Source organism: Maritalea sp. (genome assembly GCF_051251695.1).
Classification (GTDB): Bacteria; Pseudomonadota; Alphaproteobacteria; order Rhizobiales; family Devosiaceae; genus Maritalea.
Window position 1 is genome coordinate 160,206 of record NZ_JBPOEU010000002.1, and the last position, 25,916, is coordinate 186,121.

Sequence of the window (25,916 nt, forward strand, 5' to 3'; positions counted from 1 at the left end):
AAACTAGCTGGCCGCTCGCGAGGGGCCACCTAGTTGTACCGAAATTGCGTCTGCTGCATCCAACAAAAACATGAGGCAATCCTCAATTGGGACCCCGCCGCGAAAACGTCCCATATAGGGGATGGTCAGCGCCGCTGCGGCAAATCCATCAAACCCAAGAATTGGAGCGCTGATATTCTCAACGCCCTTAACGACAAAACTCTCCATTTGCTCATGCCCTTTGGCCGCAATTTCTGTCAATTCCTTGCGCAACTGTTGAGTTGTGACACCATCAGGGTGTGGAACGTTGACGAAGGTACCGTCAATTTCAGATGGTTCACTATTGGCTAAAATGACCCGCCCCGACGACGTGCGCCAAAGTTCAATCCGCGCGCCCATGCGGACGCTCAAAACATTGTTTCCCGGATTATCAACCTGCCCGACAATCACAACACTATCCTCAGACCGAACAGCAAGATGACAAGATTGATTGCAATCCTTCGCCAATTGCCGCATCACTGGGGCCGCAGTCACAGTCAACCGTTTCACAACCGGAATACGGTGGGCCAACTCAAAAAGTTGGGTAGTCAAATAATACCGATCACTTTGCTCATCCAGCGCAATTAGCCCCCGTCGCCGCAAAACGACAAGCATCCTAAATATCTCACTGACCGAGCGATCTAAGCGCTTCGCGATCTCGCCTTGGGTTAAACTTGTTCCCTCTGTTGCAAGTATTTCAACAATATCTAGCCCCTTATCGAGCGCGGGGGCTTTATACTTTTCTGAGTTGTCCAAGATAACCACCAAAAATTACAATTACTCTTTTAAATATGAAAATACGACTTCGGCGTAAATAGCAAGTATCACAAAAGCGAGCCCCACAGCGTCGCAAATGTGCAATGACAGGCCTTCCAAGGCAAGAAGTTCGTCCGCGCTGCTCCGATCACTTGGTGGTTGCGATTGGTTCAGCTTGACGCGGCATGTTGTTACCAACTCAATCTCTTCAAAATTTGCTAGTTTTGTCTTGGCTATTCCTTTCGCAATGATGCTAGAAGCATTTTTGAACTTCTTGGGCGTCGGTATTTAGCCTTGTTCCCATTTGCTCATTGAAGATAATAGTTTTGGTTGTAAAAAATGTTTGGCGATGAGCGACGCAACGCTATCGATCCAACGATCAAGGGTCGATAAATGACGACGAATTTTGCCGAATATTTCTTACTCAAAAAGGGCCTAACGTTCCTCAACCATGGGTCATTTGGTTCTTGTCCAAAGCCAGTTTTTCAAACCTACCAGAATTGGCAACTGCGTTTAGAAGAACAACCTGTCGCCTTCTTAGATCAGCACCGTGATCTAATCGACAATCTGTCCAAGCCACGCCAAGCGCTTGGCGAGTTGTTTAAGACGTCACCTCAAAACCTGGTGCGCGTGACCAATGCGACAACAGGGTTGAACGCCATTGCGCGCTCCATCCCATTGGCAGACGGCGACGAAATTCTGACCACAGACCACGAATATGCTGCAGTTGAAAACACTTGGGAATTTTTGGTGCGCAAAGCTGGTGCAAAAATTGTACGGGCTCAAGTTACATTACCACTTGTGTCCAAAGAACAGTTTTTCGACGACCTCGTATCCCACATGAATGAGCGCACTAAAATCCTGCTGCTCAGCCATATCACGTCACCCACAGCACTTCATTTTCCGATCAAACAGGTGATCGATGAAGCGCGAAAACGCGGCATCATTACCGTAATAGACGGCGCGCATGCCCCCGGCCTTATTAAACTTGATCTTGATGCTCTTGGAGCAGATTTTTATGTCGGGAACTGTCATAAATGGTTGCTAGCACCTAAGGGCGCTGGGTTTTTATGGGCGCATCCTAGTTGGCAACAAAAGCTAGAGCCGTTGGTCATCAGCCATGGGTGGGGCGTCAAAGAACGCAAAAAAGACCGAACATCCTTTTTGGACAGTTTCGAAATTCAAGGTACTCAAGACCCTTCAGCATGGCTGACAGTCCCGGCAGCGATTGAGTTTCGAAAAACACATAATTGGGATCAAGTCAGCAGAGCTTGCAATTTGCTCGCACAAGAAACCGCCCAGCGCATTTCAAAAATCACAGGACTGGCCCCCCTAAGTTCACCTGAATTTTGCGCGCCGCAGATGATCGCCATGCCAATGCCTAAAACGGATTACCGAGCGTTGAAGGACTATCTGCTGAACGAATGCAACATTGAAATGCCCGTATTTGATTGGCAAGGGCGTACGATTGTTAGATTGTCGGTCGCCGCATATAACAGCCAAAGCGATATGGATCATTTGGTTAAATCAGTAGCCGAATATTTTGCTTAGAAACGGCGAATTCAACATATTGGTTTGGTGGACAATCGAAGTCGAACTGTTTGGGTCACTCTAAACCTAGCTTACAAACTTCGCGGATTTTGGCCACGCCAGCCGAAGTACCCTTGGTGCCAAAACGATAAACAACTTCGCTGTCTGGATTTAGAATTTCTAACTTTGTTGCACGCGCCAAAGCATCCAATTCCGACTTGCCTGCGTTAATCGAACCAAGCCATGCTTGATCCCCTAAGCCGCCGTCAAAGTAATAGGCATCCCAGCTTTCCCGGTAAAGCACCCCACCGCGCATGGTGAACAATAGGGAGAGTTTGGCCGTCTCATCGTCTTCGCCATAAAGTCGAGGCAATGCGGGGCCAATAAATTTCACGCCAAGCCGATTGTCTTGCCAATCATGCTCGTCACACTGAAATTCCAGCGCGAATTCATGCATCTTCGTCCTCATGGCAACATAATTCTGCCCCGCCGGATTCTTACCTGAAGAAACGCGCCATTCCTCCGCCTGTGCGATGTTCGAACCACCGGTTAGAACTGCAAAGATTATTGCCAACTGAGTGAGATATTTCATATTCCAGCTCTTCCCAAAACCAATTTGCACATCAAAATACTAAAACCCAAAGTCAGCCATCACAAAGCTTAGACATGTATCGTCATATTTTTGGCCCTTATAGACATCCAAAATGGTGATCAATATGCCGTTGGGACTGATCTTTTCACCCAAGAGCACTTCTTGTGTTCCCGTCTCATCCCTCAGCGTGCGCACCCAAGTTTGTCCGGTGTCAGTCTTGATTTCAATTTGTTTGACCCGCGAATTTTCGATGAAGGTTTTGGTTGTCTTGTCATAGCCATTCGCGATCATCAGACGATCGAATACTGGGGGTGTTCCACCTTCGGAAAAAGGCTGAAATGAAACTTCAACGCCTACTCCAACGCCATAACCTATTTCGCCTTCACACCAAGCACCCTCACCAATTAGGTTCTCGGGTCCGTAAGAATATTCTTTTTGCCCCGGTAGCATACTCACCACACACCAAGTCCCCGACTTCGCGCCCTCAGCTCCAAATTGCTGGGTATGACAAGTCACCTCGGCCGCCTTCTCAGACGTACCTAAGGCTTCAGCAGGACGCTTCGTTTCAGCAAGAGGCTTGGGGTTTTCAGCGGCTCCGGCTTCGTCTTTGCTGCTCACAGCCAGACAGCTAGCAATCGCCGTTTGGCCATGCCCGGCCAAGCCACCATCCTCATCATAAAAGTCCTGACTTGAATCTAAGATCATGTTCTCAAAGTTCAAACTATGGCTTTCACGCATGGCAACAGACCCGTCGATCCAATGCTCCAGGACAAATTGCAGCATCCCACCTTCTTGAGTTGCCCCAGCGAACGTGAAATTGGTTTGATAGACGCCATTTTGATGTTGCTGAAGCAGGATAATGTTTCTGCTCAGATCATAGCCGAATTCAATATTCTCGCCAAAATCAGTCCCCGTTTCAAACAAGCAGTAATAATAGTCCGTCGACGCATATGAGGGCGCTGACCATGCTGAAATAATCATTGTGGCTATGGCCGACAAAAAGCGTAGCTTGATGACTTGAGACATTATTTGCCCTATTTGATTAGGTTGATAAAACTTCAAAAGAGATACACTGATCACGTCAATGTCTTTCCTAGATTGAACGTAGCAAAGTTCAAAGTTGTGGAACAATGTGTCACAATTCTACTTCTCTAATTTGCAGACAACCCCATAATTTCCTGAGTTTTGTCGTATTCCAATATAGCCGCGGTAGTCCCAATCTTTTCTTCCTTGCTCAAGCGTATAGGAAGAAGAATAAAACCCAGTGCCACAATAATGGCCGAAGCCAACACAACTGCCCATCACACCGTTACAAGCCTCGTCAGTATAGAGTGCTTGTTCATTTCCATTTTGATCGACAAAATAAAACGGCGCACTCGTGCCAGCGAAACTAGTGCTGGGGGCCACGAATAAAGTGGCACCGGCGAGCAAAGCTACAATACCCACAACTCGTTGTTTCAAAGCCATTTTCAGTTCCAATCCAATTTTCTAATCTGATCCCAAAAGTAGATACTTGAAACCAAACACCGTCAATTAGGACAGATGTACTAGTGCAAGCGGTTGTTTTTGCCGCTAGGCTTCTGCTTTGTGCTGGGGCCCTAAAAATGAAATCTGCATTTTCCACAACTGTTGATTTTCAAGCTGACCGCGCCCGGCTGTTCGCCCGTGCGCCTGCCAAAATCTTCTTTGGCCACATCGCATCGGCTTGTGTGTTGATCTATTTGGCCTGGGACGTTTTGGCCCTACACTGGATTTTGCTCTGGGCTGCACATGAGATTTTGCTCACCCCGACTTTGCTTTATGTTCTGGGCAAACAAGCTGAAAACGCTGAGGAGACCAATCTCAATCACAATCTGTGGCAAAATCGGCTACATGCCCTTTTTGCCCTGGTTGGACTAAGTTGGGGCACCTTCACATTCTTTGGTTTGGACGTTCAGAACCCCGCGCATTTCTCCATGCAAATGGCTATCGTCGCGGGCGCCTCCGCCGCAGCGGCTCGCTCACTAGGTATCTTTAAGTTTTCATTTTTCTTCTACGAAATACCGTTTACTGGACTATTGGCGATCAGAATTTTTTTTATGGGCGGCGATTTCATTCTATTGGGCGTGCTGGTCGTCATTTTTATGATCATGATGTGTGGTTTAGCCAACGATACGAGCGAAGAATTGTCTGACTATTTAGCCACCAAGTTAGAAAACCTTGACCTTGCTGAAAAATATCGTGCCGCTGCAACTGATGCCGATCGCGCCAATTCGGCAAAAACCCAATTTTTGGCACAAGCAAACCACGATCTACGTCAGCCAATCCACGCCATCGCCCTCCTGAGCGAATGCCTAAGAGACCAACCCTTGGATAAAGAAGGCACTGAAATACTCAACACAATCGACACGTCCGTCGACAATTTATCAAAGCTGTTCAAGTCCTTGCTAAACATCACGTCCCTCGACGCAGGTGGTCTTCATCCTGAAATGTCCAGTTTTTCACTTGATGAAGTTTTGCGGCAAACTGTGCGCCAGGCACAACCGGAAGCGGATGAACGCGGATGCGAACTTAGAATTGTTCCCACATCTTATTGGGTTAAAACAGATAAGGCTTTGCTTACTTCAATACTTCAAAATTTGGTCTTCAACGCGGTGAAATACGCACCCAATGCCAAAATATTGGTCGGTGCGCGTGTAAGTGGAAACAAAATCGCAGTTCATGTTTTGGATCAAGGGTCTGGCGTTCCAGATCATCTGACGTCCAAGATTTTTGAAGAATTTGTGCGTGGTAATCCACACGGCCCCGGACGTACTGACGGTTTAGGGCTAGGACTTTCAATCGTCGCGCGCACCGCCAAATTGCTAAACCTTGATGTAAAATTCAGCTCCAAAGAAAACATCGGCACCCATGTGTGCATAATGGGATTGACCCGCGCATATGATAAACATCAACTCGCCTCAGCAATTCCCAACGCAGATCCGCTTCCATCCATTGGGGCGCGCATTCTTATTGTGGACGACAATCCAGAAGTGTTGTTCGGCATGGCAGCCCTATTGAAAAAATGGGGATACGTCGTAAGCGCGTGCTCACCCGATCAAGAAATTAAAACTGTGCCAGACGTTATCCTGATGGATTTCCATCTAAATGGCCCAATAAATGGCATCCAGTTGGCCAAAGATATTGCCCAAAAGCATTCCACGCCTATACCAACAGCAATTATCAGCGGCACCATAAACGATGAAATTGAGCAAAGTGCCAAAGATGCTGGCTTTTTGACACTTCACAAACCTGTTTCAGCACTTCAATTGAGATCGATGTTGTTGGCAATGACAACCAAAAGCGCTGAAACCGTCACTCGAACGGACGATTTTACTTAGATTAGCCCATGCAATGCCGCCAATGCTGACGCAGCAGAGCGTGTATTCACCCCAAGGGATTTGAACAGCGCTGAAATATGCGCCCTAACGGTGAATGGCGAAATTGCTAATTCGCGCGCGATCTCTTTATTGGTTTTGCCCTGTCCCAACCGTATCAGCACGTCAATATGGCGTTGAGGAAGCCCATCCATAGGATTAAGCGCATCAATTGCTTCATCAGATGCACTGTCTAAACAGACAACAACTTCGCCCTCAACAATTTGGCTAATGGCTTGCACCATTTGATCGGGAGGGATTGATTTTGAAATAAATCCGTTCGCGCCAGCAGCCATCATTTGTTCAGCCACTTGAGCATCATCTGTCATGGATACAACAACAAGCGCTGTTTGCGGATAAGCCTTGCGCAGTTCACGAATTGAAGCCGCACCATTAAAGCCGGGAAACACCAAGTCGAGCAACATCAAAATGGGTTCCGGCTGCCTTTGCGCCTCAAGAATCAGACTTTTTGTGTCAGACACTTCGACCACGACGCCAACCATCACCCGCTGCACGATGCGTCTAAGCCCTTCTCGAAACAAAGGATGATCATCAGCAATAATTATTTTGTCACTCATTGCCCGCTCGATTTATTAAAATGAACGCTAGCCCAAATAAAAACGCTGCGCCAAAACGAGTTTAAACCAATTGCGGCACAATTGACCAGTGTTTGTGGGGGCGGGGTGATCATGCGCTTTCGATTGAAAAGCCCCAGGAAAGCCCAGAGAACAACATGAAAAGTAAGACGCCGATCCTTGTGAATGCCGAACAATGAAAAATTGTGCGCGTTTTTTCGCATTACACTTGATTTTTTCGCCAGAAACATTCATACAGTCGAAATACGTTACAGCCATCATTGGCTAACTGATCTGCCGGCTTGCCGGTTTGCTTGGCTTCCCCTGATTTAGCGAACGTTCCAAACCGTGTGCATGTTGCACGCGGAAAAATCGCTCTTACGGCCTACGGCTTCGGGCATATTTATAAGGTATCAGCCATGACAAACGGCACAGTAAAATTCTTCAACTCTACTAAAGGCTTCGGCTTTATTACTCCTGACGATGGCGGCAAAGATGCATTCGTGCACATTTCTGCAGTTGAAAGAGCTGGCCTTTCAGGTCTAGCCGACGGCCAAAAAGTTTCTTATGAACTTGAAAGCGGTCGTGACGGCAAAGTTTCTGCTACTAATCTTCAGTTGGCAGACTAATTATTTATCAGGGTCGCCCTATTCGTAGGGCGGCCTTGGTCTTTTATAAGACGAACCTACAAAACGCAGCACCCCCTCAATTCAAAATTGACGTCGCGCGGTGCCAAAACTTCCCCCATATATTCAAAACCTAGACATGTACAAGCCGTTTTCATGGTTGGTATCAACTGTGTTTTAAGACCTAACTCTAATCAACTCAGCAAGATTTAATACTGTCTTGAAGACGTCATAGTTTACCACAATGACAATGCCCCTGCCCCTCGCCCAAGTTCAGCCAACCGATGACGCGTCTTTCTCGGGAGAAATACGGCAGCCCAATTCCAATCCCCAAGATGAACAAAAAAATGCCGCAACGGTTTTAGCCATCGCGACATTAGTATTCAAAAACGTCCAGACGCTTTAGACTGTACCGCCCAAAGAACCTTCAAGTTTAGCCAGTTCCTGACCACCGGCCATCATGTCTTGCAATTCTTCTGGCGAAATTTCATCGCGCATCGCTGTTCCCAACGTTTTACCACGGTTAAGAACAGTAAAGCGATCGCCCACAGCCATAGCATGGCGAACATTGTGCGAAATAAACACAACACCGATGCCCTTTTTGCGCACCTTATCGATGGTTGCCAGCACATTGGACGTTTGGCGAACGCCAAGCGCCGAGGTCGGCTCATCCAAAATCAGCACCTTGGCGCCAAAGTGAACAGCACGAGCAATAGCAACAGTTTGGCGCTCTCCGCCAGACAATGTACCAACGGCTTGGGTCGGCTCACGCAAACGAATGCCCATCTTGGCCATTTCGGTCATTGCAACTTCATTGGCGTGTTCAAAATCGATAAAATTGAACGGGCCAACTTTCTTTTGGGGCTCACGCCCCATCCAGAAATTTCGCGTAACGGACATAAGCGGGATCATTGCCAGGTCTTGGTAAACAGTCGCAATTCCGGCTTCGATGGCCGAGCGGGCGTTCCCAAACTCAACCTTTTGTCCATCAACCAAGATCTCACCTTTTGTCGGTTGATGAACACCCGACATGGTTTTGATGAAAGTCGATTTTCCCGCACCATTGTCGCCAAGAAGACAATGACATTCTCCAGGCATCACAGATAGGGAAACGCCTGCAAGTGCGATAACGGAACCAAAGTGTTTTTCAATACCGCGTAATTCAATAAGTGGAGTACTCATCTCATCGTTCTCCTGTGATCATGCGACGAATATAAGTGTTTAGGATCACCGCAAAGAGCAATATGAGACCCAAGAACACGCGGAACAATGAACTTTCAACACCAGCGAAGAACAAGCCTTGCTGAACGACACCGAAAATCAATGCGCCCAAAGCTGCACCGATGATAGAGCCATACCCGCCTGTAAGAAGTGCGCCGCCAATAACCACCGCAATAATCGCCTCAAATTCTTTCAGCAAACCACGATCGGCACCAGCAGATCCAAACTCCATCACCTGACAGGTTGCAAATACGGTCGCGCAAAACGCGGTGAACATGAACATCAAAATTTTCACGCGATTGACCGGAACACCTACATAGCTAGCAGCTTGCGCATCGCCGCCTGCGGCAAAAATCCAGTTACCAAAGCGTGTTTTGGTCAAAAGGATGTGGCCAAAAACGATCAAGACCAACGCCCAAACAATCAACATGGGAATACCATCAACCACAGGCTGCCCGGCTTTAGTTCCGCGCTCGAACGTTGAGATCAGCCCGTTTTCACCAAGCCAAGTAAACAGCCCTTGGAATATTTTCCCGCCAAAGACAGAGGCTAACCAGTCGCCTTCAGCTGCATCGCGGATACCACCAATAATTGTTTTACGTTCAATCAATTGCGGCAGAAAAATCGTGAACCCGCGCAAAATAAACAAAAACGCCAATGTAACAATAAAACTGGGCAAGCCCGTTCGCACAACAATGTAACCACTGAGCGCGCCAATAGCGACACAGACAATAAATGTGACCAATATGGCGATCCACACCGGCAATTGCAGCGTTATCGACATAATGGCGATCAACATGCCTGCAAAACCAATCATCGACCCGACAGACAAGTCAAACTCGCCAGCGATCATTAGCAAACATGCGCCAACGGCGATAATGGCAAACTGTGCGGAAACGATGGTCCAGTTCATCACCCCTTGGGAGCTGAACATTCCTGAGTCAGCTGCGGTCAAGAGGAAGAACACAAACACAAGAATTGTACCGCAGATGCCGCCCAATTCCGGGCGTATCAGGGCCTCGCGGAATTTCGACCGGACCTTTATCCGCTCATCAGGGGCTGCTGTAGCATTTTCGTCGGACATTTGAACCTCACTTCGAACAAAGAAAAGGGTGGCCAGTAAAACCGGCCACCCCAAAATTTAAAACCGACTAGCGATATTCGCCAGCAAACTCTTCAACTTTTTCCAAAGCGTCTATTGTGACGAAGCCTGGACCAGAGTTGATGTTGTTGCCTGGCAACACGCCATAACGGTCGTAATTTGTTAGGATCACAACTGGCAGATACGCCTGCAAGAATGGCTGTTGGTCAATACCCCATTGGATAACACCTGATTTAATGCCTTTAACGATGTTATCGCCAAGATCAAATGTACCGAAATAAATGTCGCCCGCCATGCCGTTTTCTTCCAACGCAAGGATAGTTGGATCAGCTGAGGTTGGACCAAGTGTTAGAACAGCATCTGTATCTGGGTTTGCTGAAAGATACGCAAGAACCCGGTTTTTAATCTCAGATGGATCCTGGCCACTATCAATCATTGAACTACCAAGATCGATACCAAGACCGTCCGCAAATCCACGACAACGCTCTGCAACTACAGTGTTGGAAATAACGTGGTTCACACAAACGAATGATTCGATGCCATCGCCCTTAGCGCGAAGACCAGCTGCGTAACCAGCGTCATATTCAGGCTGACCGACAAACATCAAAGCACCAACTTCGCGTGTCTGTTCAGGTGTGCCTGAATTCATGATGATAACGTTGATACCCTGATCAACTGCCGCCCGGATCGGGCCGCTAAGAACATCAAAATCAGCCAAAGTTGTGATAATGCCGTTTGGATTTGACGCTGCAGCTTGCTCAATGATACGAGCCATATCTGCAAGGTCACCTGTTGGCGGGTTGCGGTATTCAACCTCAACACCCATTTGTTCGCCAGCAAGTGCGATACCATTTTTAATGGTGTTCCACCAGCTATCACTGTCTGGAGCGTGGCTAACCAAAATGTACTTTTCGCCAGCAGCTTGCGCCGTAGCAACCATGCCAGTTGTGGCCAATGCAACACCAACAGCGGCGCCTGCAACAGTTTTAAATAGTCTTTTCATTTTCTTCCTCCCAAATCATTGCGATAGATGTACTATCTAAAGTCGACAGCTCATCCTTCCCCCATAATCAAACACAATTAGATTCATTTTGCAACCGGTTGCAAAAATAAGTTTTGAACTTTATGTTTTTTGTGTGGAAAGAACAAATAGGGTTATTCAAAAAAGGTGCACATAAGACAATGGCTATAACATTGAAGGAAGTAGCGAAATTGGCCGGGGTTTCTCGTTCTGCGGTGTCGCGCTCTTTCACAGATGGGGCAAGTGTTTCTGATAAAACGCGCAAGAAGGTTGAAAAAGCCGCGCGTGAACTCGGTTATAGCCCCAGTTTAATCGCCAGAAGCTTAGCAACAAACCGAACCAAACTGATCGGACTTGTGGCCAATAATTTCCAAAACCCTATCTTTCTGGAAGTGTTCGACCTTTATACACAAGCGCTCCAAGAAAAGGGACTGCGTCCGCTTTTGGTAAATTTATCGAATGAAACCGATCCCGAAATTTCAGTTCAAATGCTACGCCAATATCGCGTTGACGGGGTGATTGTGGCCACCTCGACTTTACCCTCTGCGTTTTCCCTAGCATTTAAAAAAGCCGACGTTCCGGTCGTACATGCGTTTGGCCGATTCGATCCAACGCACCATGTCCATGTGGTCGGCATAGACAACCAAGCGTGCGGGCGCATGGCAGCCCAGACCCTTATTAGGCATGGCTATAAATCTGTTGGATTTTTAGGCGGTCCAAAATTTGCGACATCTACCCAAGACCGTGAACAAGGATTTCGTCAACATTTGCGCGAAAACGGCATCGAAATCCAAAGCACTCATTATGCAGATGCTTACGCCTACGATGCGGGTCGCCGCGCCATGCACGAACTTTTGGAAGAACAAAAGGTTGAAGCAATATTTTGCGGCGATGACTTGATATGCATCGGCGCGATGGACGAAGCGTGGTCCAAAGGCTTGCGCATACCAGAAGATATCGGGTTTATTGGCTTCAACGACATGGCAATGGCATCCTGGCAGGCCTATAATCTAACGACAATCCGCCAACCGACCCGCGACATCATTAAAAGTTCAATTGAATTGGTTGTGTCGATGGTCGAAAATCCAGATCGTGCGTTGGAGACCCGAATTTTTCCGTGTGATGTGGTGGAAAGGGGCACTTTGCGCCCCATGCCAAAATCATAATCAATTAGATATTTAGATCTGTCCAAACGCTATCCGCCTTGGATGAACGCACGGTTGCATCGATTGCAGCCATGGAAACCATGCCATCAAACGCTGTTGGATAATCGATATCTTGAGCACCAACTGGCTTACCAGCTTTGCGCGCATCAATGTCTTTGGCAATGCTTTTATAAATGTTTGCAAATGCCACAGGCGCACCTTCAGCGTGGCCAATTGTTAGGCGCGATGCGTCTAACGAAGATTGGCTTAGCCCATTTTGGCCCCGCTCTAGAATCTGCACGCTTTGATTGATCGGGTTCCAATAGAGCTGGTTAGGCTGCTCTTGCGCCCAGCGTAACCCACCTTTTTCGCCAAACACTTGCAGTGTTAAACCGTGCATGCGACCAATGGCGATTGAACTACTCCACAGCCGGCCAACCGCACCGTCTTCCATCCGCAAGGCGACAAGTGCGTCATCCTCTAGTTCGCGACTGTCTAAACAAGCTGCGAAATCTGCAGAAACCTTCTTCGGATTTTGCCCCAACACGAAACTAGCCAGATGAAGGGCATGGATGCCACAGTCTGCGAATTGTGCAGAAATGCCAGCTTGTTTTGGATCGTACCTCCAGCGAACACGCGGATTGTCTGCATCAGCAGCGTCCGCATGAAACCCGTGCGAAAACTCTGCAACAAACGAGCGCACTGAACCAAGTTCACCTTGGCGCACCATGTCACGCATTTGGCGAACCATCGGATAGCCAGAATAGCCATAATTTACCGCACAAATTTGTCCGGTTTTTTCTTGCAATGCGACGATTTCTTTGGCTTCTTCCAACGTCATTGTCATTGGTTTTTCACAAAGTACATGAAATCCATTTTCCAAAAACGCCTTGGTGATTTCAAAGTGTGTCGCATTGGGTGTCGCAACGGTGACGAGGTCTAATCGATCAGCCCGATTTTTCTCACCGTCCAACATTTCCTGCCAACTGCCGTACGCCCGATCAGCATCAAGCCCCAAGCGAACGCCATATTCATTGCCACGCTCAGGATTAATATCCATTGCGCCAGCCGAAAACTGGAACTTATCATCTAGAGCTGAACACATACGATGCGCCAACCCAATTTGGCTGCCTTCGCCGCCGCCAACAATTCCCCAACTAAGCTTTGTCATTTATCAATCCACTTCAAAACCAATTGACGCCAAATAGTCACGATTTAGTTTGGCGTCGCTAACAGGTGACGTATCACCTTCTGGATCACAATCTTGTTCAACGGTACACCAGCCTTCAAATCCAGCCTGCATCAGCATGTCCCGGACAGCCGGGAAATCTGTTTCACCATCACCAAGATTACAAAAAATGCCATTTCCACATGCCTCATAGAAGTCAATTTGATTCTCGATGGTATGCGCTTTAACCTTGGGGTCGATATCCTTGAAATGCATGTACGATATACGGTCCATATGACGCTTCATAAACACCACCGGATCAAACCCAGCATAGTGTGAATGACCTGTATCAAGACAAATCTTGAGTACGCTCTCATCAACCTCACTCAACAGTTTTTCGACTTCATCTTCGAAATCCATAAAACCAGCGGCATGGGGGTGGATAGACGGTGTTAGTCCATAATCTTGAGCACCCAATTTTGCGACATGCTCGATGCGCCCGCGATAGGCACGCCATTCTTGATCGTCCATTTTCTCTGCTTCTTGCGGACGGCCAGCCGTTGGCGCACGACGCGGAGAAATTGAATCAATAAGCACGAGATGCTCGGCACCATGGGCCTTCAACGCTTCGCAGGTGCGCACAGCACCGTCCAAAACATCATCCCATTGATCAGGATCATGGAATGGGCGGAAAATCACCCCACCAATCATTTCAAGTTCACGTTTTGCAAACTCGTCCGCCACAAGGTTTGGTTCCTCTGGCATAAAACCAACAGGGCCCAATTCAATCCCGGTATAGCCGGCTTGTTTGCACTCATCCAAAACTTTAAGCCAGTTTGGATTGCGCGGATCATTTCCAAATTCCACGCCCCAAGAGCATGGTGCATTACCAATTTTAATTGTCATATTAGTGCCCTTATTAAACACTCAGTTTGCGCCGACCTTTTGCCAGCTTTTACTTTTGGACGAAACAAATGCTGTTTCGACAACTCTATTGACCTGCAACCCATCTTCAAACGTTGGCCAAGTTGGTTCGCCTGTTTCAATGGCATGCAAGAAATCTTTTGCTTCAATAATAATTTGATCCTGATAGCCCGTGCCGTGGCCGGGCCCCTGACAAAACGCCAAATAGTCTGGATGGCTTGGACCAATTAGAATTTTTTTAAAGCCTCGTTCCGCTTCAGGGCCCTTCATCTCATAGAACCAAAGCGCGTTTTGATCTTCTTGATCAAACCGAATTGCGCCTTTAGTGCCGGTGATCTCATAGGCATAGCCCATTTTCCGACCCGTTGCTGTTCGGGAAAAATACAGATGCCCCATCGCCCCAGATGCGAACCGACACATCAACTGCGCCTGATCGTCGTTGGTGACAGCCTGAGTGCCATCCGCTGATGGACGCTCATCAAAAACCGTTTCAATTTCTGCGACCAACTCAGTTATTGGCCCAGCAAGCGCTAAAGCTGCATTGATCATATGCGGGGAAAGGTCGCCCATCGTGCCGTTTGCGCGTCCATTTGTGCGCCAACTTGCATGCATTTCCGGGTCCGCCAAAAAGTCTTCAGTATGCTCCCCACGGAACCATGTAATGTCACCAATTTTCCCATCTTGAATGAGCTTGCGCGCAAACTGACTAGCGGGGGTACGGATATAGTTGAAGCCAACCATGTTCGCAACACCTGCCGCTTTTGCAGCCGCCGTCATCGCAACACTATCATCAACCGACATGCCCAAAGGTTTTTCGCAAAAAACAGGTTTCCCCTGTGCAAATGCCAATTCAGTTATCTCGCGGTGCGTTTCCTGTGGCGATGCAATTACAATCGCATCCACCTTGTCATCCAAAACAAGATCACGCCAACTGGTTGTCGCACGCGCAAAACCAAATTCGTCTTTATACCGGTTTGCAGATTTTTCCGACCGCGCGCAGACCAATTCAAGCCGGGGCCTCAATTTCGTATTGAAAACGGCGCCCACAGAGCTCATTGCAACTGCATGGGCTTTCCCCATATAGCCGCCACCAACGATGCCAATCCCTATTTCCAATCTAAATCCCCAATTTTTTCAATTTCTTTTTGCAACCGGTTGCAAAATAGGTAAACTCCAAATATGCTTTGTCGTCAAGGGCAAATTGTCATGACGCAATTTGTACATTCGATCTGATTATATTTGGAGTAACTTATGTCAGGCACTGCTGACACGATCCGGCTTACAACAACGCAAGCACTTGTGCGTTATCTGGCCGCGCAATTCGTAGAGATTGATGGTGAGACTGTTCGTTTATGCGCAGGCGGCTTTGGGATATTCGGCCACGGTAATGTGACGTGTCTAGGTGAAGCCCTATATAATCATCGCGAAGAATTGCCTCTTTATCGCGGCCAGAATGAGCAATCAATGGCCCATGCAGCAATCGCTTATACAAAAAAGCATTTGCGAAAACGCTTTATGTTCGCTTCTGCATCTGCTGGCCCTGGCACAACAAATATGCTTACGGCTGCCGCTTTGGCGCACGCAAACAGGTTGCCAATTCTAATGCTATGTGGCGATACGTTCAACACACGGCTGCCCGATCCCGTTTTGCAGCAAGTTGAAAACTTTTACGACCCAACATTAAGCGTCAACGATGCGTTTAAGCCTGTGACGCGTTTTTGGGATCGTATTACGCACCCAGCGCAAATCATCAATTCACTGCCCAACGCAATTGCGACTTTGCTTGATCCCGCTGATTGCGGACCTGCTTTTATCGGCATGCCACAAGATGTTCAGGGCTGGGCCTTTGACTATCCGGTTTCGTTCTTTGAAAAGAAAATCCACCACATGCGGCGCCAACCGGCGGACGCAAGAGAAATGGCCGACGCTGCGACCGCGATCTCTAACGCGGAACGCCCGGTGATTATTGCAGGTGGTGGCGTACAATATTCAGGCGCGACCAGTGAACTTCAAGCCTTTGCTGAAAAGCACCAAATACCGGTGATCGAAACCATAGCCGGCCGCGCGAACTTCTTGCACAGCCATGAACTGAATTGTGGTCCCGTCGGTGTTACCGGATCAGATTCGGCCAACTATTTGGCTGAACATGCAGATCTGATCTTGGCTGTCGGAACGCGATTACAAGACTTCACCACCGGATCATGGACCGCATTCGCTAAAGACGCGCAGCTGGTGACGTTGAATGTTGGTCGCTTTGATGCTGGCAAACATTTGGCCAAACCAGTGGTTGGCGACGCAAAATTGTGTTTGCCGCTGCTTTCTACCCGGCTCGGAAGTTTTCAAGGTTCCAAAGACTGGGTCCAAACGGCAAAATCCGAGCGCAAAAAATGGGATGCATATGTTGACGACAATGTTGCACCCAACTCGCCAGATGGCAGCAACCGGCCAATGTCTTACGCCCAAGTAATTGGCGCAGTAAATAGACTTTGTGACACAGATGATCGGGTTGTTGCGGCAGCAGGCGGATTGCCAGCCGAGGTGACGGCAAACTGGCGCACCAAGTCACTTTCTTCGGTCGATGTGGAGTTTGGTTTTTCCTGCATGGGTTATGAAATTGCTGGTGGTTGGGGCGCGCGCATTGCTCAATCAGAAAAGTCACCCGAGAACGACACAATCGTCTTCACCGGCGACGGCTCGTATCTGATTATGAATTCGGACATCTACTCTTCGGTTCTGACCAACAAAAAAATGATCATTATCGTTTGCGATAATGGCGGGTTCGCCGTGATCAACAAGCTGCAAAACAATACCGGCAACAAGTCTTTCAACAATCTGATTGAAGATTGCAACATTGTTGGCGAGCCATTTGCTGTAGATTTTGTAGCGCACGCACGTTCCATGGGTGCCGCTGCAGAAATAATCCAAACCATTGATGAGTTTGACGGTGCTTTTGAGCGCGCAAAAGCTTCAAACCGCACCTATGTGATTTCGCTCAAGGTTGACGCCTATGAAGGTTGGACCAAACAAGGTCATGCCTGGTGGGAGGTTGGCACCCCAGAAGTTAGTGACAGCGCTGATGTTCGAGATGCCCATGCAGATTGGGAAAGCTCACGTCACCGTCAGCGCAAAGGTGTATAATGGTTGATCTATCACGCTTAGCGCAAAACAAATTCTTAGTTTTCGGCCGCGCCGGAATGGACCTCTACCCTGACCCTCCGGGCACCCGCACGAAAGAGGCTTCGCAATTTTTTGCTTGCCTTGGTGGCTCCTCCGCCAATATCGCGGTTGCCCTAACTCGGCACGGCAGTATCGCTGACTTAGTTACCTCTGTGTCAAACGATGCTGTCGGCCATTTTGTTCTCGATCAGTTGGATAAATACAATGTTGGTCGTGACTTTGTTAAACTGGTCGATGGAGAGGTTCGGACGTCATTAGCTGTTGTTGAAAGTCGCGTTGAAGACCATCAGTCTGTCATCTATCGCAACAATGCCGCAGACTTTGAAGTTCAAACTCCAGACTTTTCAGACCTTGATTTTACTCAATATGGCGCCTTAATCCTCACGGGCACTGCACTTGCCGGTGAGCCATCCAAATCAGCAACAATGGAAGCAATCAGCCGCGCAAAGTTGGCGGGCCTCCCTATTATCTTTGATGTGGATTACCGCCCTTACTCTTGGCCGTCAGATGAAGTTGCATCGGCAACGTATCGAGAAGTGGCAGAGCAATGCACAATCGTTGTTGGAAATGACGACGAGTTTGGTGTCATGGCAAATGACTACGATCAAGGTCAAGCTTACGCAGAACAACTGTCCAAATCCTGTTCCTCAATTGCCGTTTATAAAATGGGACAAAAGGGCTCTGTTACTTTTGCTGATGGCGAAGCGTTTCGTACCGGCATTTATGCCGTTAAAGCCTTAAAGCCCACAGGTGCAGGTGACGCATTTATGGGATCTTTTGTGGCGGCTTTAGCCCAAGGCAAACCGTTGCAAACAGCAGTTCAACACGGTTCTGCCGCTGCAGCATATGTTGTTGAGCGGGTCGGCTGCGCGCCGGCAATGCCAAACACAAAAGAACTCGAAAATTTCATTAATAATCATAGTGGCCTCTCGGCTGCATGATCGGTTTTACGCATAGGAGTTAGCATGCACATTCCGCCTTTTGAGAACCAGAACAAACCGATCGTTGATGTAAATGACAGCCGCGTGCCGCTCAACTATTTCAACATAGTCAAGCTAAATCGCGGTGATGCATTTGAATATCAAACGCCGGGATATGAAACCTGCATTGTGCCTGCTACTGGCACGATCAATGTCGACGTTGACGGTCAAAAATACGACGGCATTGGCCAGCGTACTATCGATGTATGGGACGGTGAACCTGAAGGCGTGTATGTGCCGATCAGCGCGAAGGTTACGTTCGTTTGTACGACAGATACCGCTGAAGTTTTCATTGGCGGTGCGCCGCATGACAAAGCCCTCGATCCATTTGACATCCGAGCAGCTGACATCGATATGGTTCAATATGGATCAGACGACACGAAAACCCACCGCAAGATCAAACACATTCTTGGCAATAAGCTGCATGACAAAGTCGGTCGCTTGTTGATTTCTGAACTTTACACCGTCGGACAAGGCGGCTGGTCGGGCTTCCCACCACACAAACATGACACCGACCGCCTGCCAGACGAAACCCGGCATGACGAGACCTACAATTACCGTTTTAAACCTGATCATGGTTTTGGCATGCAGCTGGTGGAACGCGAAGAAGGCAAGGTCGGCGACGCCTATCACCTGGTCAACGGCTCCACGATTTATTTGGAAAATGGCTACCATCCCTGCGTAGCGGCACCAGGTTATGAGATGTACTATTTCACCATCCTTGGCGGTTTATCACAACGCTCGTTGGTGCAATATTTCCACCCTACGCACGCTTATCAAATTGAGACCATTCCCGGCATCAAAGACATGATTGCGAAATTCAAATGAGTGCAGTTTCATTGCGAGACGTTTTGCAACCCGCAATGACCGGCGGATACGCCATTGCCGGTCTAGTTGTTTTGGGTTGGGAAGATGCTCGCGCATATGTTGAAGCCGCCGAGGAAACCGGAATTCCCATCATTTTGCAAGCTGGACCGGGTTGCCGCAAGCACACGCCAGTGCCAGTTTTAGGCAAGATGTTTCGCCATCTTGCAGAACAAGCAAGTGTCCCGGTGGTTTGCCATATCGACCATGGATATTCGCAACTTGAGTGCCAAGAAGGCATCGATAGCGGTTTTACATCGGTGATGTTTGACGGCTCGAAACTGCCAATTTCTGAGAACATAGACAAAACGGCAGCAATCGTTGAAATCGCCCATGCAGCGGGTGTTTCTGTTGAAGGCGAAGTTGGGTTTGTTGGCTATGCAGAAGGCGCTGCCTCTGCAGGGACTTTGCCAGCAGAAGCCCAACGGTTCGACAAAGAAACCGGCGCAGATGCTCTCGCGATTTCAGTTGGCAATGTCCACCTGAAAACGGAAAAAACGGCAGGCATCAACATCGAATTGCTACGCGAGATTGAGGCCGCAACTGACCTGCCGCTCGTTTTGCACGGTGGCAGTGGCATTCCAGTCGATGTGCGTCAAATGTTGGCAAAAACCAGCCGCGTTTCCAAATTCAACATCGGAACAGAGTTGCGCATGGCCTTTGGTGAAGCGTTGCGAAAGTCTGTTACTGACCAGCCCGACAAATTTGATCGCGTTGCATTGTTAGAACCAACAATTCAGCCCGTTCGAGAAGCAACTAAAACCGTTATCACAGCGTTCGGGAGAGCTTAATATGCTGCGGATTGGATTATTAGGTTGTGGCCGTATTGGCCAGGTACATGCCCAAAGCATTGCCCTAAACCGTGACGCAAAGCTAGTAGCGGTTGCCGACGCAATTGAAGCATCTGCAACAAAGCTGGCCAGTGAGCACGACGCAGAAGTGCGCGATGCCAGCGCCATATGTGCAGCCGATGATATTGATGCCGTTTTGATTGGCACGCCAACCGACACCCATGTGGATTTTATTTTGGCAGCGGCAAAATCTGGCAAGGCGATCCTTTGCGAAAAGCCATTTGATTTAGACACAGACCGGATCAAACAGTGCTTAGCGCAACTTGATCCCAGCACCGTGTTAATGTTCGGCTTTCAGCGACGGTTTGACCCCCATTTTGGTGCGCTGAAAACACAGATCAATCAAGGTGCCATCGGCGACGTGGAGATGATAAATCTCATCTCCCGCGACCCAGGCGCCCCTCCTCTGTCTTACATCGCACGTTCCGGCGGCATTTTTGCCGACATGATGATCCATGATTTAGACATGGCGCGGTTTTTGCTGAACGAAGAACCCGTTTCTGTGCAAGCCATGGGGGCGGCTCTTGTTGACCCAGCCATTGGCGAAGCCGGTGACTTTGATAGTGCTGTTGTGCAACTTCAAACCGCCAGCGGCAAAATTTGTCAAATATCATGTTCTCGGCGGGCAACGTACGGCTACGATCAACGTGCCGAAGTACATGGGTCAAAAGGCGCACTACAAGCCAAAAATCAGCATGAAAATGCTGTGCGGCTGGCCAATGCAGACGGTTATCGTGATGCCCCGCTGATGAATTTCTTCCTTGAGCGCTATATGCCCGCCTATAGGGCTGAACTTGATCACTTCATTGAAGCGGTGAGGAATAATTCAACGCCCTCACCTTCCGGGCAAGACGCCCTTAGAGCGCAGATGCTCGCAGAAGCCGCCCTAAAATCCGCAAAAACAAATCAAACCGTATTTTTGGAGCAATAAAATGTTCTATTCTGAACCAGCATGTAGTCTTGAAGACTTCGCACCAATTGTCACCCGCACCCTAGAGGTCGAAGACGCCCCAAACGCGTTATCCATCGTTAAAAATATCCCCATTTATGAAAGCGCCAATCTACGTGAGCTCGCGACCAAAGACCGTGCGGCTGTTCTAAGCGAATTGGCAAATATCTTGTTGGATGGCGCAGGCGTCTTTGTCATGAAGGGCGCGTTCACGGACACATCCGTGGTCGACGATGCATCATCAGTTTTCGACAAAATTATTGAAGATGAACGCGAAACCATATCGGGTGGTGATCACTTTGCAGCAAAAGGCGCAAACGATCGCATTTGGAACGCTTTAGAAAAATTATGCATTGAAGCGCCAGACGTTTTTGCGCGCTATTATGCCAACGACATGATCGCAATGGCGGCAGAAGCTTGGCTTGGCCCAAATTATCAAGTCACCTCACAGATTAATGTGGTGCGCCCCGGCGGGCAAGCGCAGCAAGCCCATCGTGACTATCATTTGGGCTTTCAATCGACCGCGGAAGCGGGTCGTTATCCTGCTCATATGCATCACCTTTCGCCCGGTTTGACCCTGCAGGGTGCCGTTGCCCATTGCGATATGCCCTTAGAAACCGGTCCTACAAAATTACTACCATTTTCGCAAACCTATCAGCCCGGATATATGGCCTGGCGTCGGGAAGATTTTGTGTCTTATTTTGAAGACAATTGCGTTCAACTCCCCCTTGAAAAAGGTGACGCCGTTTTCTTCAACCCGGCATTGTTTCATGCGGCGGGTTCGAACCTAACGACTAATGCTTCACGCATGGCAAATCTGGTGCAGATCTCATCAGCCTTTGGCCGCGCCATGGAAACAGTCGATCGTCGGCGCATGAGCAAGAGTGTGTTCAACGCCCTCGTTACAAGTAACTTGGGGTCGGACGAAATTGCGAATGCAATCGCTTCAACTGCGGAAGGTTATTCGTTTCCAACCAATTTGGATCGCGACCCGCCAATTGGTGGGTTGGCACCCAAATCTCAACAGCAAATACTAGCCGAAGCTGTCGCGGCACGGTGGTCAAGCGATAAACTAAACGATGAGCTCGACGCGTTGTTTGAACGACAGTCCACCCATTAGACAACTAAATAAATAATGAGCGTTCATCTTTCACCAAGTCAACGAGGAACTTGGTGACGGCCGAAACCCGCGCCAAATCGCGTTGGCTTTCATGTACCGCCAGCCAATATGAACGCTCAATTTTGTGCTCAGGCAATACAGGTTCTAGTCCCGGTTCGCGTTGGGCCAAATAGTCGTGCAAAATGGCGATCCCTGCGCCGCCTTTCGCAGCCTCCAGCTGCCCGGCTGCACTCGATATGGCCAAATCTGAACGCCAATTGCGCAAGAACTCATGGGTGTAGTCCAGCGATGGCGTGTACATCAGGTCGTCAACAAACCCTATCAGCTTATGGTTCGCTAACTCTGCACGCTCGCTAGGACGCCCCATGCGGTCAAGATAGGTCGGTGCTGCATAAAGCCCCAAACTATAATCGATCAGCTTGCGCGCGACCAACCTACCCTTTTCCGGACGCCCAACCATAATCGCAATATCAGCTTCACGAAGCGACAGCGAAAAACTGCGCGGTACGGGCACGAGTTCAATTTTTAAATTGGGATAGCTTGCTTCAAATGCAAAAAGTCTTGGCGCTAGAAACCCAACACCAAATCCATCTGGTGCGCCAATACGCACCGTTCCGCTAACCCTCGCATCACTATCTGACATGCCTTCAAGACCAACCAATATTTCGCTTTCGGCCCTCTCTAAGGATGTCAGAAGTTTTTTTCCTGCATCGGTTAACTCGCACCCATTTGTGCGCCGAACCAACAGTTTGCTGCCAACCGCTTTTTCCAACGCCGAAACCCGACGGCTTAACGTGGCCTGATTGACGCCCAAATAGCGCGAGGCCGCCAAAAACTGCCCATGTCGACCCACCGCTAAAAACAAACGCGCATCATCCCAGTTCATTTCTTTATTCCGTTATTTGCAATTCAGTTGATCAATTATGACTATTTAATTTCAAATTTGCAAATTGTAGATTGAGGCAACTTCTTGAGGAGAAAAACGACATGACCCAAATTGGCCATTTTATTTCAAACAGCGAAGTTGCAGGCGCATCCGGCAACTCAAAAGACGTATTTAACCCTTCCACCGGTGAAGTCAGCGCCCAAGTTGCATTAGCAAGTGTTGAAGAAGTCGGCACAGCAGTTGCCGCAGCAAAAGCGGCATGGCCAGTCTGGTCGAAAACCCCAGCCCTACGCCGGGCGCGCATTTTGGATCGTTATAAGTCGATCTTGTGGGATCGATTGGACGACCTTGCACGGGTAATCTCAAACGAGCACGGCAAAACATTTGACGATGCACAGGGCGAAGTGACACGCGGTTTAGAAGTCGTTGAATTTGCTGTTGGAATCCCTCACCTTCTCAAAGGCGAATTCAGCGAAAATGTCGGCACAGGCGTTGACAGTCATATGGTGCGGCAAGCCCTTGGCGTTGTTGCAGGCATCACCCCATTTAACTTTCCTGCAATGGTGCCGATGTGGATGTTCCCAGTAGCGCTTGCAACCGGCAACACGTTCATCCTAAAACCAAGCGAACGCGATCCGTCCGCTGCCAACTTGATGGCAAGCTGGCTTAAAGAAGCAGGGTTACCTGACGGCGTGTTCAACGTTGTGCATGGCGACAAAGTCGCGGTTGATGCGCTACTAGAGCACCCAGATGTAAAAGCGGTCAGTTTTGTAGGCTCGACACCCATCGCCCAATATATTCACCATAAGGGCGTTGCAAACGGCAAACGCGTACAAGCACTAGGCGGCGCAAAAAACCATATGGTGATTATGCCGGACGCGGACTTGGATATGGCGGCGAACGCTTTGATGGGTGCAGCTTTTGGCTCCGCTGGCGAGCGCTGTATGGCCATTTCAGTTGCCGTTCCGGTCACCGACGCCGTGGCGGACGCTTTGGTTGAAAAGCTAATCCCCAAGATTGAAGCGCTTAAAGTAGGCCCTTCATTGGAAACGGGCATGGAAATGGGTCCACTCGTAACGGGTGAACACCTTTTCAAAGTTACTTCATATATCGATGCAGGCGTTGAACAAGGCGCAAAGCTGGTGGTCGATGGTCGTACCTTCAACAAACCCCAGGGCCATGAAAATGGCTTCTTTGTCGGTGGGTCACTATTTGACCATGCAACACCAGACATGAGCATATACAAGGAAGAAATATTCGGCCCCGTTCTAACAATGGTCCGCCGGCAGTCATACCAAGATGCAATCGACCTCATTCATGGTCACGAATATGCAAACGGCGTTTCTGTCTTCACCCGGGATGGAGATACGGCACGCGCTTTCTCCCAAGATATTGAAGTGGGCATGGTCGGAATAAATGTTCCCATCCCAGTGCCAATGGCATTTTATAGCTTTGGTGGTTGGAAAGCCTCTCTATTCGGTGATCACCACATGCACGGTATGGAAGGCGTTCGTTTTTACACACGGATGAAAACCACAACCAGCCGTTGGCCAACAGGTATGCGCAATGACGCGCAATTCTCAATGCCGACATTGGGCTAAAAAATACATCCAACAACAAATTCTATTGGCGCCGACAAGTTGGCGTCAATTTGCTTTTGAAATTAGTTTTCTCCTCATACTTCCACTGCACCGCCAACGAAACTTAATTGGATATACTTATTTGAACTTACTGTTAACCACTTTGCAACCGATTGCACTCAAAATATCCCAAACGACTCACAAACCCTTATGGGTATACTGCAAACGATTGCAAGGAATTTTAGATGTCCGGCATTTTCCAGAAACAAATTATACGTGTTCCAGCCAAATTTGTGCTGTTTTCGGCCTGCACTGGCCTACTCGTCGCGATTGTTTCCTACATCGCAGCTGCCGACATCATTACTGAACAAACCCAGTCTCGAATGACATTTGTTGCTCAGGAAGCCGAGCAGGACATTAGTAAATTTGTGAACGAACGTCTCGAGTTGGCTACGTCTCAATCCCGAGATCCCAACGTCATCTCCGCCATTCAGAACTTTAGATCATCTCTCAAGAAATATGGTGAAGACTGGGGCGAACAATTGCGGGCGGATTATGGACCAGGCGGGACTGTGGCCACCAAAACAGAGGGTGAAAAAACATCCTATGACAGGATGCATGCAAAATTTGGCCCAACATTTGCTGAACTCGCCACCTCTTACCGTCTAACTGAAGTTCTGCTCGCCGATCCAGATGGAAAAGTTTTCTATTCAACCAATATGGGCCCTGAGGTAGGAGAAAGCTTAGCGCTTCCAGCTCCAGTTATTTCGCGAGAAACCTTGTTCGCAAGTGATCTCTCCGTACACCAGGCCAGCGGCACATCAGCCTCCCAATTCATCTGGGCAAATGTTGTGCATTACGGCGACCATATTGGAACCGTCATATTCCGAATTGATGCCACGGCGGTAGTAGGTGCTCTGGGGCACCCAGCAGCGCTTGGAGAAACAGGTGAAGTACGTCTGATTGACCACAACAACTTAGTCTTGGGCATTTCAACACCCAATGGCCAGCGCACACAAGAAACTATTTTTGCGCAAGATTTAGATGCAGCCACTGATTTCAAGTCATTTGTCGACCCTGAGTTTGATCGCAAGGTTCGTGGATGGGTGGAACCCGTCAGCATTACTGAACTCGGGTGGAATATTTTGACTCTGGAAACAGAAACAGAAGTTTTTGCGCCTTTGCAAAACCTTGTTTACTCGATTTCAGGACTAATGGCTTTGATCCTTGTCGGGTCAACCGGCTTGGGTTTTTATTTTTCCCGTGGAATTGTCGGCCCGATCACTACGCTTGAAAAAACAATGCAAAAAATCGCCTCTGGCAAATTTGACACTGAGATTTTCGGGCTGAACCGAAAAGACGAGCTCGGCGAGATGGCCCGTGCGGTTGAAGTGTTCCGAGAGAACGGTCTGCGGGTGAACCAAATGACCGAAGAA

At 48.6% G+C, this 25,916-nt stretch carries 24 protein-coding genes; 12 read left to right on the forward strand and 12 right to left on the reverse strand.

What is annotated here, in order from left to right:
* Nucleotides 1-3: 3 nt before the first annotated feature.
* Nucleotides 4-774, reverse strand: coding sequence for an IclR family transcriptional regulator (locus tag ACSHWX_RS01810; RefSeq protein ID WP_435666461.1), 771 nt, complete (start codon nucleotides 772-774; stop codon nucleotides 4-6).
* Nucleotides 775-1,167: 393 nt separating this feature from the next.
* Between ACSHWX_RS01810 and ACSHWX_RS01815 the strand changes: the two genes are divergently transcribed.
* Entirely contained in the window at nucleotides 1,168-2,325 is a 1,158-nt protein-coding gene (locus tag ACSHWX_RS01815) for an aminotransferase class V-fold PLP-dependent enzyme (protein WP_435666462.1), read from the forward strand.
* Between the two features lie 55 nt (nucleotides 2,326-2,380).
* On the opposite strand, the gene ACSHWX_RS01820 is transcribed toward ACSHWX_RS01815, so the two are convergent.
* The 3 genes from ACSHWX_RS01820 to ACSHWX_RS01830 form a co-directional block, all read right to left on the reverse strand.
* Entirely contained in the window at nucleotides 2,381-2,896 is a 516-nt protein-coding gene (locus tag ACSHWX_RS01820) for a hypothetical protein (RefSeq protein ID WP_435666463.1), read from the reverse strand.
* Nucleotides 2,897-2,935: 39 nt separating this feature from the next.
* The gene (locus ACSHWX_RS01825; RefSeq protein ID WP_435666464.1) at nucleotides 2,936-3,922 is read right to left on the reverse strand and encodes an NADase-type glycan-binding domain-containing protein; all 987 of its coding nucleotides are present in this window, start codon (nucleotides 3,920-3,922) and stop codon (nucleotides 2,936-2,938) included.
* 117 nt (nucleotides 3,923-4,039) lie between these two features.
* Nucleotides 4,040-4,363 (reverse strand): hypothetical protein, encoded by a 324-nt coding sequence (locus tag ACSHWX_RS01830; protein WP_435666465.1) that lies wholly within the window; start codon nucleotides 4,361-4,363, stop codon nucleotides 4,040-4,042.
* 137 nt (nucleotides 4,364-4,500) lie between these two features.
* Between ACSHWX_RS01830 and ACSHWX_RS01835 the strand changes: the two genes are divergently transcribed.
* Nucleotides 4,501-6,255, forward strand: a complete 1,755-nt coding sequence (locus ACSHWX_RS01835) for an ATP-binding response regulator (RefSeq protein WP_435666466.1) — start codon at nucleotides 4,501-4,503, stop codon at nucleotides 6,253-6,255.
* Here the strand turns inward: ACSHWX_RS01835 and ACSHWX_RS01840 are convergent.
* Nucleotides 6,252-6,869 carry a response regulator gene (locus tag ACSHWX_RS01840; protein ID WP_435666467.1) on the reverse strand — a complete coding sequence of 206 codons (618 nt, stop codon included), beginning with the start codon at nucleotides 6,867-6,869 and terminating at the stop codon, nucleotides 6,252-6,254. The two genes, ACSHWX_RS01835 and ACSHWX_RS01840, sit on opposite strands and share 4 nt — an antisense overlap.
* A 416-nt stretch (nucleotides 6,870-7,285) precedes the next feature.
* Here ACSHWX_RS01840 and ACSHWX_RS01845 point away from each other — a divergent pair, with 416 nt between their 5' ends.
* Entirely contained in the window at nucleotides 7,286-7,495 is a 210-nt protein-coding gene (locus tag ACSHWX_RS01845) for a cold-shock protein (RefSeq protein WP_435666492.1), read from the forward strand.
* A gap of 399 nt (nucleotides 7,496-7,894) precedes the next feature.
* Here ACSHWX_RS01845 and ACSHWX_RS01850 read toward each other — a convergent pair whose 3' ends face one another.
* The 3 genes from ACSHWX_RS01850 to ACSHWX_RS01860 all read right to left on the reverse strand — a co-directional run bounded on the left by ACSHWX_RS01850 (nucleotide 7,895) and on the right by ACSHWX_RS01860 (nucleotide 10,818).
* On the reverse strand, nucleotides 7,895-8,674 hold the full coding sequence (locus tag ACSHWX_RS01850) for an ATP-binding cassette domain-containing protein (RefSeq protein WP_435666468.1): 780 nt from the start codon (nucleotides 8,672-8,674) through the stop codon (nucleotides 7,895-7,897).
* Between the two features lies 1 nt (nucleotide 8,675).
* Complete coding sequence (locus ACSHWX_RS01855; protein WP_435666469.1) at nucleotides 8,676-9,797, reverse strand: ABC transporter permease; 1,122 nt, start codon at nucleotides 9,795-9,797, stop codon at nucleotides 8,676-8,678.
* A gap of 67 nt (nucleotides 9,798-9,864) precedes the next feature.
* Nucleotides 9,865-10,818 carry a sugar ABC transporter substrate-binding protein gene (locus tag ACSHWX_RS01860; protein ID WP_435666470.1) on the reverse strand — a complete coding sequence of 318 codons (954 nt, stop codon included), beginning with the start codon at nucleotides 10,816-10,818 and terminating at the stop codon, nucleotides 9,865-9,867.
* 179 nt (nucleotides 10,819-10,997) lie between these two features.
* Here ACSHWX_RS01860 and ACSHWX_RS01865 point away from each other — a divergent pair, with 179 nt between their 5' ends.
* Complete coding sequence (locus tag ACSHWX_RS01865; protein ID WP_435666471.1) at nucleotides 10,998-12,002, forward strand: LacI family DNA-binding transcriptional regulator; 1,005 nt, start codon at nucleotides 10,998-11,000, stop codon at nucleotides 12,000-12,002.
* A gap of 4 nt (nucleotides 12,003-12,006) precedes the next feature.
* On the opposite strand, the gene ACSHWX_RS01870 is transcribed toward ACSHWX_RS01865, so the two are convergent.
* The 3 genes from ACSHWX_RS01870 to ACSHWX_RS01880 are packed head-to-tail and all read right to left on the reverse strand — an operon-like array spanning nucleotide 12,007 to nucleotide 15,189.
* Nucleotides 12,007-13,152 carry a Gfo/Idh/MocA family protein gene (locus ACSHWX_RS01870; RefSeq protein WP_435666472.1) on the reverse strand — a complete coding sequence of 382 codons (1,146 nt, stop codon included), beginning with the start codon at nucleotides 13,150-13,152 and terminating at the stop codon, nucleotides 12,007-12,009.
* Nucleotides 13,153-13,155: 3 nt separating this feature from the next.
* Entirely contained in the window at nucleotides 13,156-14,055 is a 900-nt protein-coding gene (locus ACSHWX_RS01875; RefSeq protein ID WP_435666473.1) for a sugar phosphate isomerase/epimerase family protein, read from the reverse strand.
* 21 nt (nucleotides 14,056-14,076) lie between these two features.
* The gene (locus tag ACSHWX_RS01880) at nucleotides 14,077-15,189 is read right to left on the reverse strand and encodes a Gfo/Idh/MocA family protein (RefSeq protein WP_435666474.1); all 1,113 of its coding nucleotides are present in this window, start codon (nucleotides 15,187-15,189) and stop codon (nucleotides 14,077-14,079) included.
* A 135-nt stretch (nucleotides 15,190-15,324) separates the two neighbouring features.
* Here ACSHWX_RS01880 and iolD point away from each other — a divergent pair, with 135 nt between their 5' ends.
* From iolD to ACSHWX_RS01910, 6 genes are read left to right on the forward strand one after another with little or no spacing between them, the layout of a single operon-like run.
* Entirely contained in the window at nucleotides 15,325-17,211 is a 1,887-nt protein-coding gene (gene iolD / locus ACSHWX_RS01885) for a 3D-(3,5/4)-trihydroxycyclohexane-1,2-dione acylhydrolase (decyclizing) (protein ID WP_435666475.1), read from the forward strand.
* Nucleotides 17,211-18,191: a 5-dehydro-2-deoxygluconokinase gene (gene iolC / locus ACSHWX_RS01890; RefSeq protein WP_435666476.1), complete on the forward strand. Its 981-nt coding sequence runs from the start codon at nucleotides 17,211-17,213 to the stop codon at nucleotides 18,189-18,191. The genes iolD and iolC overlap by 1 nt, the downstream gene beginning before the upstream one ends.
* Nucleotides 18,192-18,215: 24 nt before the next feature.
* Nucleotides 18,216-19,058, forward strand: coding sequence for a 5-deoxy-glucuronate isomerase (locus ACSHWX_RS01895; RefSeq protein WP_435666477.1), 843 nt, complete (start codon nucleotides 18,216-18,218; stop codon nucleotides 19,056-19,058).
* Nucleotides 19,055-19,885: a class II fructose-bisphosphate aldolase gene (locus tag ACSHWX_RS01900; RefSeq protein ID WP_435666478.1), complete on the forward strand. Its 831-nt coding sequence runs from the start codon at nucleotides 19,055-19,057 to the stop codon at nucleotides 19,883-19,885. The genes ACSHWX_RS01895 and ACSHWX_RS01900 overlap by 4 nt, the downstream gene beginning before the upstream one ends.
* Before the next feature lies 1 nt (nucleotide 19,886).
* The gene (gene iolG / locus ACSHWX_RS01905; RefSeq protein WP_435666479.1) at nucleotides 19,887-20,876 is read left to right on the forward strand and encodes an inositol 2-dehydrogenase; all 990 of its coding nucleotides are present in this window, start codon (nucleotides 19,887-19,889) and stop codon (nucleotides 20,874-20,876) included.
* Nucleotide 20,877: 1 nt separating this feature from the next.
* Entirely contained in the window at nucleotides 20,878-22,014 is a 1,137-nt protein-coding gene (locus ACSHWX_RS01910) for a phytanoyl-CoA dioxygenase family protein (protein WP_435666480.1), read from the forward strand.
* Between the two features lie 4 nt (nucleotides 22,015-22,018).
* Here the strand turns inward: ACSHWX_RS01910 and ACSHWX_RS01915 are convergent, their stop codons facing one another.
* On the reverse strand, nucleotides 22,019-22,900 hold the full coding sequence (locus ACSHWX_RS01915) for a LysR family transcriptional regulator (RefSeq protein WP_435666481.1): 882 nt from the start codon (nucleotides 22,898-22,900) through the stop codon (nucleotides 22,019-22,021).
* A gap of 101 nt (nucleotides 22,901-23,001) precedes the next feature.
* On the opposite strand from ACSHWX_RS01915, the gene ACSHWX_RS01920 reads away from it, so the two are divergent.
* On the forward strand, nucleotides 23,002-24,501 hold the full coding sequence (locus ACSHWX_RS01920; protein ID WP_435666482.1) for a CoA-acylating methylmalonate-semialdehyde dehydrogenase: 1,500 nt from the start codon (nucleotides 23,002-23,004) through the stop codon (nucleotides 24,499-24,501).
* Nucleotides 24,502-24,725: 224 nt separating this feature from the next.
* The coding region (locus tag ACSHWX_RS01925; protein WP_435666483.1) for a HAMP domain-containing protein at nucleotides 24,726-25,916 on the forward strand (1,191 nt) is incomplete at its 3' end.